Annotated in this window: 13 protein-coding genes and 1 tRNA gene; 6 read left to right on the top strand and 8 right to left on the bottom strand. The window is 63.7% G+C overall.

Annotated features, from left to right (window positions below):
• The first annotated feature begins 42 nt into the window (after nt 1-42).
• Entirely contained in the window at nt 43-951 is a 909-nt protein-coding gene (locus ACVILI_RS19400; RefSeq protein WP_019858110.1) for an alpha/beta hydrolase, read from the top strand.
• Nucleotides 952-963: 12 nt separating this feature from the next.
• On the opposite strand, the gene ACVILI_RS19395 is transcribed toward ACVILI_RS19400, so the two are convergent.
• A complete protein-coding gene (locus tag ACVILI_RS19395; RefSeq protein WP_038652669.1) occupies nt 964-1,359 on the bottom strand; it encodes a rhodanese-like domain-containing protein in 396 nt (131 codons plus the stop codon).
• Nucleotides 1,360-1,418: 59 nt separating this feature from the next.
• The gene (locus ACVILI_RS19390; RefSeq protein WP_038652667.1) at nt 1,419-2,033 is read right to left on the bottom strand and encodes a TetR/AcrR family transcriptional regulator; all 615 of its coding nucleotides are present in this window, start codon (nt 2,031-2,033) and stop codon (nt 1,419-1,421) included.
• Nucleotides 2,034-2,133: 100 nt separating this feature from the next.
• Between ACVILI_RS19390 and ACVILI_RS19385 the strand changes: the two genes are divergently transcribed.
• A complete protein-coding gene (locus ACVILI_RS19385) occupies nt 2,134-2,880 on the top strand; it encodes a 3-oxoacyl-ACP reductase family protein (protein ID WP_038646780.1) in 747 nt (248 codons plus the stop codon).
• 209 nt (nt 2,881-3,089) lie between these two features.
• A complete protein-coding gene (locus tag ACVILI_RS19380; protein WP_038646778.1) occupies nt 3,090-4,976 on the top strand; it encodes a L,D-transpeptidase family protein in 1,887 nt (628 codons plus the stop codon).
• Nucleotides 4,977-4,980: 4 nt separating this feature from the next.
• Here the strand turns inward: ACVILI_RS19380 and ACVILI_RS19375 are convergent, their stop codons facing one another.
• The 5 genes from ACVILI_RS19375 to ACVILI_RS19355 form a co-directional block, all read right to left on the bottom strand.
• Nucleotides 4,981-5,463, bottom strand: coding sequence for a hypothetical protein (locus ACVILI_RS19375; RefSeq protein WP_038646776.1), 483 nt, complete (start codon nt 5,461-5,463; stop codon nt 4,981-4,983).
• A 112-nt stretch (nt 5,464-5,575) separates the two neighbouring features.
• Entirely contained in the window at nt 5,576-6,256 is a 681-nt protein-coding gene (locus ACVILI_RS19370; protein ID WP_457102566.1) for a lysozyme inhibitor LprI family protein, read from the bottom strand.
• A gap of 207 nt (nt 6,257-6,463) precedes the next feature.
• Entirely contained in the window at nt 6,464-6,721 is a 258-nt protein-coding gene (locus ACVILI_RS19365) for a PepSY domain-containing protein (RefSeq protein WP_019858102.1), read from the bottom strand.
• Nucleotides 6,722-6,879: 158 nt separating this feature from the next.
• Nucleotides 6,880-6,954 (bottom strand) — tRNA-Val (locus ACVILI_RS19360).
• Between the two features lie 138 nt (nt 6,955-7,092).
• Nucleotides 7,093-7,776, bottom strand: a complete 684-nt coding sequence (locus ACVILI_RS19355) for a phosphoglycolate phosphatase (RefSeq protein ID WP_019858101.1) — start codon at nt 7,774-7,776, stop codon at nt 7,093-7,095.
• Nucleotides 7,777-7,966: 190 nt separating this feature from the next.
• On the opposite strand from ACVILI_RS19355, the gene rpiA reads away from it, so the two are divergent.
• The 3 genes from rpiA (at nt 7,967) to gor (ending at nt 10,835) form a co-directional block, all read left to right on the top strand.
• Complete coding sequence (rpiA, locus tag ACVILI_RS19350) at nt 7,967-8,698, top strand: ribose-5-phosphate isomerase RpiA (RefSeq protein ID WP_038646772.1); 732 nt, start codon at nt 7,967-7,969, stop codon at nt 8,696-8,698.
• Nucleotides 8,685-9,323, top strand: a complete 639-nt coding sequence (locus tag ACVILI_RS19345) for a DUF2059 domain-containing protein (RefSeq protein WP_038646770.1) — start codon at nt 8,685-8,687, stop codon at nt 9,321-9,323. Before rpiA ends, ACVILI_RS19345 begins: the two co-directional genes overlap by 14 nt.
• 120 nt (nt 9,324-9,443) lie before the next feature.
• Nucleotides 9,444-10,835: a glutathione-disulfide reductase gene (gor, locus tag ACVILI_RS19340; protein ID WP_019858098.1), complete on the top strand. Its 1,392-nt coding sequence runs from the start codon at nt 9,444-9,446 to the stop codon at nt 10,833-10,835.
• A 106-nt stretch (nt 10,836-10,941) separates the two neighbouring features.
• Here the strand turns inward: gor and mgtE are convergent, their stop codons facing one another.
• Entirely contained in the window at nt 10,942-12,306 is a 1,365-nt protein-coding gene (gene mgtE / locus ACVILI_RS19335) for a magnesium transporter (RefSeq protein WP_038646768.1), read from the bottom strand.
• Nucleotides 12,307-12,526: the final 220 nt, after the last annotated feature.

The raw sequence follows: 12,526 nt of genomic DNA, 5'->3' as shown, positions 1-12,526 counted from the left end.
AACTATTATGTTCATGCTTGAACGTATGGATGGATTCTCACTATGGCATCAATCGGGCTGAAGGTCATCCGGAGCGTATTTGGTGCGGCCGAACATATTGCGCCACGCATCAGCGGGCGCGCGGCTTTCGAATTGTTCTGCCGCACACCGAGCGCAAAGGCGCTGACCGATGGCGAGCGCCGCGCCATCGGCCGTGCCGCCGAGTTCATGACCGAGGCGCGCCATCATCGGCTGAAGACGGCAACCGGCTGCGTCATGGTGCACGAGTTCCGGCCGGAGCCGGGCAGGGCTGCACTTGGCACCGTGCTTGTCGTTCACGGCTGGCGTTCGCGCACCGAATATATGCGCGCCTTGATCGAGGGGTATCGCGCGGCCGGCTACAGGGTCGTTTCCCTGGACCTGCCGGGGCACGGTCATTCGCAGGGCCGGCACCTGAACATGGCCAACGCGGTCGACGCGGTGCGCGTCGCCGGCGAATGGTTCGGCCCGTTTGTCGCGGCGGTGGGGCATTCGTTCGGTGGGGCTGTCGCCGCCAATGCCATTGCCGGTTCCATCAAGAACATTCCGCCGCTGGCGGCCGGACGTCTCGTGCTGATCGCAGCACCGAGCTCCTTGCCGGCGATCTTCGCCGATTTCAGCCGCATGCTCAATGTCGGGCCGCGCTCACAGGTTGCGATGGCGGACCGTGTCCAGCACCTGGCCGGCCGGCCGCTGCATGAATTCACCGGCGACCGCCAGCTTGCCCAGGCTCCTGTGCCGACGCTGGTCATCCACGCGCCGGACGATCGTGAGGTGCCGGCCGAGCATGCGAAACGCTACGCCGGTGCCGGCGGCCATGTGCGGCTGCACTGGGCCGACGGTCTCGGCCACCGCCGCATCCTTGCGGACAAGGGCGTGGTGGCACGCGCTGTTGCCTTCGTCGCGGACCGCGAGCCGTCCTTGCTACATTGAGCCGCGGTCAAGTTACTTCTTCTTCTCGCCGGGCTCGACAGGCAGTCCGGCCGCCTTCCAGGCGGTGTAGCCGCCAAGGATATGCTTGACGGGCCCAAGCCCCATATCCTGAGCCGTCTTGGTGGCGAGCGCCGAACGCCAGCCGCCGGCGCAGAAGAACACAAAGCTCTTGCCCGAGGCGAAGAACGGCTTGTGATAGGGACTTTCGGGATCGATCCAGAATTCCAGCATGCCGCGTGTGACATGTTTGGCGCCGGGAATCCTGCCGTCGCGTTCGACCTCGCGCGGGTCGCGCAGGTCGACAAAGATGGTGCCTTCGTCCTCGAGCAGTCCCGCGGCTTCCTCAGGCGAAACCACTTCGATCTCGGCGTTGGCTTCGTCCAGCAGTTCGCGATAACCCTTTTTCACTATCATCCCTCCCGGCCTTGCTGGCAGGTCGGAATTTCGAGCACAACAGCCTGCGTTTGTCACGCTCTGTCGGGGCCTGCCAATACCTGCCAGGCAGACATCGCGCCAGTGACGGTCGCCATCAGCGCGGTGCATGACGCGCCGTCGCGCGCCTGGATGGACATGCCGTGCTGGACCGTGGCGTAGAAGGTCGCCACGGCATCGCAGTCGAAATCGGCAGGCAATTCGCCCTCGGCCACACCGCGCTCCAGGCGCTTGCGCAGGGCCGCAAGATTTTCGGCGCGGCGGCGGCGCAAATCCGTGCAGATGGCACCGCTGCTTGAATCCTCATGCAGTGCGCCCAGCGCAATCAGGCAGCCCTGCGGGCGATCGGTCTGCGAATAGGCCTTGGCCGTCTGGCGCAGGAAGTTCTCGATCGCTTGGCATGCGGTCGGTGCCTCGTCCAAGGCGGCCCAGATCTCGGTTCCTTCGGCTTGCGTGTAGTATTCGGTCGCTTCGAGGAACAGCGCCTCCTTACTGCCGAAGGCCGCATAGAGGCTGGGCGAATTGATACCCATTGCCGCGGTCAGCTCGGCGATCGACGTACCCTCATAGCCCTTGGCCCAAAACAGCTCCATCGCGCGCCGCAGGGCGGCCGTTCGATCGAAGGTGCGGGGACGGCCTCTTTCCGACATGTTCTTCTTTTCTGTGTTGATCGATACATAAATGAGTTGACGCGGTCGAGCAAGGCTGCCAGACATTTATGTATCAATCGATACAGAAATGGAGAAACTAATGTCTTCCAGCAATTTGAACGGCAAGGCGGCACTCGTCACCGGCGGCAGCCGCGGCATTGGGGCGGCGATTGCGCGAAGGCTCGCGGCCGATGGCGCCAAAGTCGCGCTGACCTATGTGCATGGCGAGGAACAGGCCCGCGCGGTCGTTGCCGAGATCGAGGCCAAGGGCGGCCGCGCCATCGCCATCAAGGTGGACAATCGTGATGCCGTGGCGATAGACAGGGCCGTCGATGAGACCGTTGGCGCCTTCGGCCGGCTCGACATATTGGTCAACAGCGCCGGCATCTGGCGCGTGGCCCCCATCGACACATTGTCGTTAGCCGACTTCGACGAGACCATGTCGGTTAATCTCAGAGCCCCGTTCATCGCCTCGAAAGCGGCGGCGGCGCATATGGGCGAGGGCGGCCGGATCATCTCGATCGGCAGCAATCTCGCCGAACGCGTCACCGACACCAGCCTCGGCGCCTACTCCGCCAGCAAGGCAGCGCTGGTCGGCTTGACCAAGGCGCTCGCACGCGACCTCGGTCCGCGCGGCATCACAGCCAATGTCGTCCATCCCGGTTCGACCGACACCGACATGAACCCGGCGGATGGACCGCATGCCGAGCATCAGCGCCAGAAGATGGCGACGCCGCGATTCGGCAAGGCCGATGACATCGCGGGCATGGTTGCCTGGCTTGCCGGTCCGGAAGGACGTTTCGTCACCGGTGCCGCATTGACCATCGATGGTGGCGCCAACGCCTGAATTTGGGGAGCTCTGCAGGCTGGAGCGAAGCACCCGCGCTCCAGCCGTCACGATCTTGTGAAACCGTTCTGCAACAGGCTTTCCAAAATTTATGAAAGCTTAACGAAATCGGTATGAATCGGTATAGTCGCGCCTTACATCCGCCATGCGGTGAGCGAGACGGTCTAGCGTGCGGAACGGGAACCGGTTGCGACCGGAGCGGGTGATCCATGAAATTCCTCGGTAACAAAGCAACCGCGATGCCGCTTGTGGCGATCGCAGCAACGCTCGCCCTGGGCGCGCCTCAGGCAGGCGCCCAGGGGCTCTTCGACATGCTGTTCGGCGGCGGCATCAGGCATGAGCCGCAGGGCGAATTTCCGCCTCCGCCAAAGCACAAACCCAAAGCCCCGGCCGGCGGCGGTGGCGGTGGCGGCGCAAAGATCAGCAGCCCGTCCTATTACACCTACAAGGCTGACAAGCTTGTTCGCGTCGACTTCTCGACGCTGTCCGCCGCGCCGCAGCCGGCGACGGCGCAGGACGCGGCCTTCGTTCCGTCGGCCACCGGGGCTGCTTTCCACGATGCCATTGCCAGCCTCAGTGACTACGAACTCTATGCCGAGCCCGATATCGCCAAGGCGTTGATCGCCTACTACTCGGCCAATCCGGACTTCATCTGGGTGAACGGAACAAGCCCCAACAACCGCGCCCAGGATGCGGTGCGGGTGCTTGGCGAGGCCGCGAGCTACGGGCTGACGCCCGCCGACTACACCGTCGATGTGCCGGCCACGACTTCGGCCTCAACGGATGACGCAGCCAAGCTCAGGGAACTCGTGCGCTTCGAGATGGCGCTGTCGGCACGCGTCTTGCGCTACGCCCATGACGCCCAGAACGGCCGTGTCGAGCCCAACCGGATGACCGGCTACTATGATTTCCCAGCCAAGCCGCTCGACATGGTCGGCGTGCTGAAGACGCTGGCGCATACGCAGGAAGTGCGCACCTATCTCGAATCGCGGCATCCGCAGAATGCGGAATATCAGGCTCTGCGCGTCGAACTGGAGGCCCTGCAGGCCAGTGCGGAAAATGAGATCGTCGTCGATCCAAAGCTGCTGCTTAAGCCCGGCGAGACCAGCCCCGAGCTGCCAAAACTGCTGTCGCTGATCGCGCGCAATCTCGATGACAATATGGGCGGCACCTATGGCGAGCTGCTGTCGCGGCTGGCGACCAGCGAGGTCTATGTCCCCGAGCTGGTACCGCTGATCAAGGCGGTGCAGGTGAAGGAAGGCATGAAGGGCGACGGCGTCATCGGTCCGCGCACTGTCGCCTTGCTGGCCGGCACGTCGAAGGCCGACAGGCTGCTCAAGGTGCAGGTGGCGCTGGAGGAGCTGCGCTGGCTGCCTTCCGATCTCGGCAGCCCGCGTGTCTTCATCAACCAGCCGGCGTTCACCGCGAGCTATATCGACAATGGCGAGGAGAAGCTGAAGACGCGCGTCGTCGTCGGCCGGGTGACCAACCAGACGGCTTTCTTCTACGACCAGATCAAGCAGGTCGACTTCCATCCCTATTGGGGCGTGCCGCAGTCGATCATCGTCAATGAGATGCTGCCCAGATTGCGCAGCGATCCCGGCTACCTCGATCGGGCCGGCTACGAGGTGACGGATTCGCGCGGCAAGCGCATTCCCTCGTCGGCGGTCAATTGGGGCGCTTATGGCGCCAACATTCCCTACAGCGTGCGCCAGCAGCCGAGCGAGGCCAATGCGCTGGGCGAACTGAAGATCCTGTTCCCCAACAAGCATGCGATATACATGCACGACACGCCGCAGAAATCGTTCTTCAAGCAGGATATGCGCGCGCTCAGCCACGGCTGCGTGCGCCTGCAGGATCCGCGCGGCATGGCGGCGGCGGTGCTCGGCACCTCGGTCGACTATGTCGCCGAGAAGCTCAAGCACGGACATTCGACCGAGGATGTGACGCGCAAGATTCCAGTCTATGTCGCCTATTTCACCGCCTGGCCCGACATGTCCGGCAAGGTCGAGTATTTCAACGACGTCTACGACCGCGATTCGCGGCTGAAGCAGGCGCTGGACGCCACCGAGGCCGTGCGCTCGCCATCGAGCTGATCGTTTAGAATTGCGACAACGGGCGGCGGAAACCCGCCTCCCGCCCAGCGATCAGCCAGTAGATCAATCCGGCGACGAGGCCGGCGGCGGCGATGATGCCGATATCGGCCCATCGCTCCGGGTCTATGTCTTCCGCCGAGCTCGGCCAGATGAGGAAGAAGCCGCCGGCGGCGGCGGCGGCGCCGAAGACCATGTGCATCAGGGCATTGCGCAGCGAGAAGAACTCGGCGATCAGCGCGAAGATCAGCGTCTGCAGCCCGGTCACGACAATCGTCAGGAAGTAGACGAACATGCCGAGCGGCGGCACCACCAGGACGGCGATCGGGCTGACGCCCATGACGTCGAAATAGGCCGGCGCGTTGGGCAGGGAACTGAGCGCGGCGTAGATCGCCGCTACAGCGACCAGGCCGACCAGTACCGCGACCAGATAGCCGGCCAGCATCATCAGGATGCGCTTCATCACATGCTTCGCCGTCGCCATGCCCATCCCCCCATGCGGCGCAGTCAACCGTTGCAATCAGCCATCAAAGACGATCCAGCGCAAGGGCAGGCACCGAGCGGGCGGCTTTGGCGGGCTCGCGAACATGAAGCGGAGCCGATCAGGCGCCGCCACACAGATGCTCGGAGTCCGGCAAGGCCCACGAGCCTTTCGCAACCAGATCGATCGAATAATAGACCCGGCCACGGTCGTCGCCCTTCGGACAATCCCTGGGAATCGCAATCAGGCACATCATGACGGGTTCGCCGACCTTGGAGGCGGCAAGGCCCGGTTCGCGATCATAGGAGACGGCCCCACCGCCATTGGTGAAGGTGGCTGCGCTGCCGGCGTCGGGCGAGGCGGTTTCGAGCGGATCGTCGCCAAGCCGCGCGGTCAGCGTCTTGATATGCGTGGACGCGCATTGCCCGACGGCCGAGGGCAGGGGCTGATCGTTGTTGCCGGGATTGCGCGCGGCGGTATCCAGAGCCTTCTTGCCGATCAGGGCTATGTTGTAGTCCTGTACCCATGACGGCGCATTGCCATAGGTCTGCAAGGCGTTGTTCAGCGCGCTGACGATGCAGGCGGTATCGCTCTTGCAGGCGTTGCGGTCGGCGATCAGCCCGCGGGCGATCTTGCGCTTGTCGCCGCCGAAGGCCGGCTCGAACCCCTTGTAGGCCTTGGCGACCAGCAGATCGATGGCCGACAGCTGAGGATCGGCGCAGATCGCCTTCTCCGCCGGCAGGCTCGCCTTGGCGCAGTCGAAGGACGGCCCGTCCGCTCGCGACGAAGTCGCCGCAAGCATGCCGCCAGCCAGGACGATGGCTAAGACGAGCAAGAGATCGGTTCGAACGGAAAATCGCATGACTACCCCAAGCCAACAGGCGCTGCCCGCGCCTGGCGTGCATATCACACGCCAAGGATGGACAATTTGCGGCAATCGGATTGGCCGTCCAGGTGCACGGAGAAAATGGGCAGACCCGTCGAAATGGAGAGTCTCTGCTGGCAGCTCTTACTTAGGCTCGGCCGTCACTGGATCGTAGGTGATTTCGACCTTCGCCTTGTCCGACGTGTAATAAGTGACGGTATAGGCGCCATTGTCCCAGTCGACCTCTTTCACATAGCGAAAGCCGTCGCGCTGCTCGACCTTGGCGAGTATCTCCGACAGCTTCTTGGCGTTGGGCGGCGGCAGCGGCTTGTCATCCGCGGCCAGAGCAGGACCGGCGGCGAGAAGAACGGCGATGCTGGTCGCTACGAGAAATCTGGACATGGTTTTCCCTCAAGTTTCGACGCAAGGAAACGAGCTGGCGTGGCGGTTGGTTCCAGATGGACGCCATGCGTGCCCGGCCATGTCCGCGCAAGCTGCAATTCGCCGCGCCGCTGCCAACAGAGTGTCGACGGGCTAAGGCTGGAAAACCATTTGGAAAATGGTGGGCGATGCAGGGATTGAACCTGCGACCCCACCCGTGTGAAGGGTGTGCTCTCCCGCTGAGCTAATCGCCCGCTCGTTGCCCGAAGGCCAAGCGAGCCGCGATATAAGGGAGGCCGGCCGGTTAAGTCAAGGCGGTGTTAGGCGTTCTTTCAGAGATCGGATTCCGCGCCTTTCGGGGCCGTACCGACTGTATTCTCGCTGCTGTCCGTTCAGTGTCCCGCGGCGCGGATCAGCCGCTCCGCCAGATCCACGGTCAGGGCATCGAAATGCGAGATCACCGCCGAGGGCTCGAATTCGCGGACATGCCGGTCGGTGTAGCCGAAATCGACGGCCACCACCGGAATGCCGGCGGCCTTGGCGGTGTCGATGTCGGTTTGCGAATCGCCGACCATCAGAGCGCGGTGCGGATCGCCGCCGGCCAGCCGGATGGTTTCGGTCAGGTGGCGTGGATCGGGCTTGCGGAACGCGAACGTGTCCTGGCCGGCGATGGCCGCGAAATGCCTGGTCAGGCCGAGTGCTTCGATCAGCGCCAGCGAATTGGCCTCGTATTTGTTGGTGCAGATGGCCAGGAGATAGCCTGCCTTCTCGAAGCGGGCGATCGCCTCGATGACGCCGGGGTAGGGGCGCGATTTGCCGGGGATGTTGTCGGTATAGTGATCGAGGAACAGTTTGAGCAGCCGGTCATGCTCGGCGACGTCGAGCGAGCGCTGCTGGGCGGCGTGCGCCCGCTCTATCATCACGCGGCCGCCATGGCCGACGAAGCGCCTGAAGCCGGCCTCGTCGACGGCCGTGAGTTCGCTGGCGGCCAGGCTGTGGTTCAGGCTGTCGAGCAGGTCCGGCGCCGTGTCAACCAGCGTTCCGTCCAGGTCGAACACGATGATCGGGCGACTCATGATCCATCCGGCGCAGGTTTATACATCCGGAGGCGATAGCGCCTGCGGCGCGTCAAGGCAAGCAGAGCGGTGGATAGGTGCTCAAAGGCTTTGACCACTGTCAAAGGCTTTGACCACGGGCAAAAGCTTTGACCCGGCCGGCAAAAATGCTAGGAGCCCCGAACACTCGGGTTTCTGGGCAGCAAGCGGCATGGATGCAAGACAGTTGAAGGTCGAGGCCGCGCGGGCCGCCCTTGCCCATGTCAGCGACGGCATGCGGCTCGGCATCGGCACCGGCACCACGGCGGAAGAGTTCGTGCGGCTGCTCGCCGACAAGGTCGCCACCGGCATGACTGTCATCGGCGTGCCGACGTCGGAGCGCACCGCAGCACTTTGCCGCGAGCTTGGCGTGCCGCTGTCGACATTGGAGGAAACCCCCGAGCTCGATCTCACCGTCGACGGCGCCGACGAGGTCGACCCGGAACTGACCTTGATCAAGGGCGGCGGCGGCGCACTGCTGCGCGAGAAGATCGTTGCGGCGGCGTCGCAGCGCATGATCGTCATCGCCGACCGGTCGAAGATGGTCCAGACGCTCGGCCGTTTTCCGCTGCCGATCGAAGTCAACCAGTTCGGCCTGCGCGCCACCGAGATCGCCGTAGCCAAGGCGGCTGCGGAGTTCGGCCTTTCCGGTCCGATTACATTGAGGATGACGGGAGGCCAGGCTTTTGTTACAGACGGCGGCCATTTTATCCTCGATGCATCTTTTGGCCGCATTCCGGATACAAGAGCGCTTTCGAATGCTCTCCATGCCATTCCGGGCGTGGTCGAGCATGGTCTTTTCATCGGGCTGGCGTCAGCGGCCATCATCGCCGGCGGCGACGGTATCCAAACCGTCCATGCCGCCCGAAAACCAGGGAGTTCTACCAACCATGATGTTGCATAACCGGGTTCGCGGCCTTTGCGTCGTTCTGGCGGCTTCGGCCGTTTTCGCCTTGTCGTCGCCGGCGTTCTCGCAGGACGTTACCGAATCGCACCTCAAGGCGGCCCGAGCGGCGGTCGCGGCGATCCATGCGACCGACCCGTTCGACAATATCCTGCCGCAGGCGGCGGCCGCGCTCGAATCGCAGCTCATCCAGAAGAACCCGGACATGCAGGAGCTGATCGGCAAGACGATCAACGAGAAGGCGCTGGCGCTGGCCTCGCGCCGCGCCGATCTCGAGAAGGAAGCGGCCCTTGCCTATGCGAAGGTGTTTTCCGAAAAGGAACTCAACGATATCGCGGCCTTCTACAACTCCGACTCCGGCAAGAAGCTGCTCGACAGCGGCCCGACCGTGACGCGTGATTTGGTCAAGGCAGCCGACATCTGGCAGAACGGCCTTGGCCGTGACCTCGCCCAGCAGGTCGGCGAAACGCTGGCAGCGGCCGCCAAGGCAAAGGCCAAGGCCGCGCCTGCGCCCGCCGATGGTGCCGCTCCGGCCGACAATGCGGCTCCGGCGGATGGCGCCGCGCCCGCAGACGGTTCAGCACCGGCCGACGGTTCGGCTCCCGCCGACGGCACGCAGAACTGATCCTGCGTTTTCAAATGCGGCCTTGCGGCCATCTGTGAAGCCCGGCTTGTCCGGGCTTTTCTTTTGGCCTTCGGCGGCCTACCTGTCTCTCACATTTTCCGACGTTCAAGGAGCCGCCTCATGGCCGGTTATGACTATGATCTTTTCGTCATCGGCGGCGGCTCCGGCGGGGTGAGGGCGGCGCGCATTGCCGCCGCACTCGGCAAGCGCGTCGGCATCGCCGAGGAATACCGTTTTGGCGGCACTTGCGTTATCCGCGGCTGCGTGCCGAAAAAACTCTATGTCTACGCCTCGCAATTTCCGGAGCATTTCGCCGATGCCGCCGGCTATGGCTGGACGGTGCCGGAAGCCAGTTTCAACTGGCAGACACTGGTCGCCAACAAGGACCGCGAGATCAGCCGGCTGGAGGCAATCTACAAGAAGAATGTCGAGGGCGCCGGCGGCGAGACCTTCCATTCGCGGGCGATGATCGTAGACCCGCATGTGGTGCATCTCCTGGACAACGACCGCACCGTCACCGCCGACCAGATCCTGATCGCCACCGGCGGCCGTCCGGCGGCCCACCCAGCGCTTCCCGGTCATGAGCATTGCATCTTTTCCAATGAGGCTTTCGACCTCAAGGAACTGCCGAAGGCGATCATGATCGAAGGCGGCGGCTATATCGCGGTCGAATTCGCCAACATTTTCCACGGTCTCGGCGTCGACACCACGCTGGTCTATCGCGGCAAGGAGATCCTCAGCCGCTTCGACATGGATCTGCGCCGCACGCTGCACGAGACCATGGAAAAGAAGGGGATCAAGATACTCTGCCATGCAGTGAGCGAGCGGGTGCACAAGCGGCCGGACGGCCGGCTCGACGCCCTTCTCACCAGCGGCCAGACGTTGACGGTGGACCAGGTCATGCTGGCCATCGGGCGCATCCCCAACACCGAGAATATGGGCCTGGAAGGCATCGGCCTCGAGATGACCCCGGCCGGCGCGATCAAGGTCGACGAGTACTCCCGCACCAACATCGACAATATCTGGGCGATCGGCGACGTCACCAACCGCGTGCAGCTGACACCGGTGGCGATCCACGAAGCGATGTGCTTTGTCGAGACGGCCTTCAAGGGCAACCCGACCGCGCCCGATCACGACACGATCGCGACCGCGGTCTTCTCACAGCCGGAAATCGGTACCGTCGGCCTGTCGGAAGACGAAGCCGTCAAGCGTTTCGCCGATGTCGAAATCTACCGGGCCAGCTTCCGGCCGATGCGGCATACGCTATCGGGCCGTGACGAGAAGATGCTGATAAAGCTGGTGGTCGACGGCGCTTCCCGCAAAGTGCTTGGCGCCCACATATTGGGGCCGGATGCCGGCGAAATGGCGCAGCTGCTCGGCATTCCGCTGAAGGCCGGCCTGACCAAGGATGATTTCGACCGCACAATGGCCGTGCACCCGACCGCGTCGGAAGAACTCGTCACCATGTACAAGCCGACCTACCGCGTGAAGGACGGCCAGCGCGTCCAGTGACGGGCGCGGTTTGCTCCATCAAGGTCGACGGAACCATCCACGGCAGGCAAGCCTGAAAGGCGGAAGCCGCCGCCGGCCATGGCCAGCGGCGGAGACAGCAATGCGGCTACAGCAACGTGCCGCGCAGGATCACCAGTGCCACCGAGAAATAGATCACCAGCCCGGTGACATCGACCAGCGTGGCGACAAACGGCGCCGATGCGCTGGCGGGGTCGAAACCGACCCGTTTCAGCGCGAAGGGCAGCATCGAGCCCGACAAAGAGCCGAAGGTGACGATGCCGACCAGTGCCGCGCCAACCGTCGCGGCAATCAGCGGCCAATGCGGGCCGTAGTCGTAGAAGCCCATATATTGCCAGAGAGCGATGCGGCAGATGCCAACCACGCCAAGCATGGCGCCCAGCACGAGACCGGTGGGTAGCTCGCGCAACGCCACCCGCCACCAGTCACGAAGGCCGATCTCGCGTAACGCCAGCGCGCGGATGACCAACGAGGTTGCCTGCGAGCCGGAATTGCCGCCGGAACTCATGATCAGCGGGATGAAGAGGGTGAGCACGATCGCCTTCTCTAACTCACCCTCGTAGCTCTGCATGGCGTTGGCGGTCAGCATCTCGCTGATGAACAGCGCGCACAGCCAGCCGCCCCGTTTCTTGATCATGGAGAGGAAGCTCATCTTCATGTAGGGCTCGTCGAGCGCTTCCATGCCGCCGAAGCGATGCACATCCTCCGTCGTTTCCTCGATCATCGTGTCGATGATGTCGTCGATGGTGACGATGCCGAGAATCTTGCCGTGGTCGACGACAGGCAAGGCGAGCAGATCGTATTTGGAGATCGTCTGCGCCAGGGTTTCACGATCGGTCAGCGGGGTGACCGTCACCGGCACACGGTCCGGCGCGACCGACAGGATCGGGTCGTCCGGCTCACCGGTGATGAGTCGGCGCAGGCCGGTCGACCGCACCAGGAGGTGCGTTTGCGGATCGACGATGTAGATCGCGTAGACGGTTTCGCGCGTCCGCTCGACCTTGCGGATGTAGTCCAGCGTGCGCCCGACGGTCCAGTCAGAGGGAACGCTGACGAACTCCGTCGTCATGATCGATGCGGCGCTGCCTTCGGGATAGCCCAGAATGGACAACAGGGTGGCGCGCAGTGGCGGCGCCAGTGCGCCGAGCAGTTCGGAACGTGCCGGCTCATCGAGCTCGCGCAGTATGTCGGCCGCACGGTCGACCGACATGGCGGTGAGCAGCTTGCTTGCCTTGGCACGGGGCAGGGCTTCCGCGAGTTCGGGCGCACCGTCGAGTTCGGGCTGGTCGAAGATCTCGACCAGGCGCTCGAAGGGTACCGCGCAAAGCAGATCAGTCGCGGTTTCGCGCGATTCGTGGTTGAGCGCCTCGACCACGTCGGCGACATGGTCGTTTGCAAGGATGCGGGCGATGGCGACGGCCTCGTCGTCCGCTACGGGGGAAAAATCGTTCATGGTTCACTCCTTGCCGTCCGGCAGGACATGAACCATTCAGGTCACGTCTAGGCGGACGGCGGTTGCGTTCGACTAATACTGTCGCCAGGCATGGCGCGGTGACCTTTCCGCTTGCGGGTTCGCGTTTGACTATCAGCAAGCCGGCGCAACATAGGAGCGCGCCTTGCCGAGTCAATCGCGGTGAGTGAGGAAAACGGCGCCTGATGGCTCCGATCGCGAT

Source organism: Mesorhizobium sp. USDA 4775, assembly GCF_054062655.1.
Note: the sequence above shows the minus strand (reverse complement) of the source record. Positions and strands in the feature narration are given on the sequence as shown.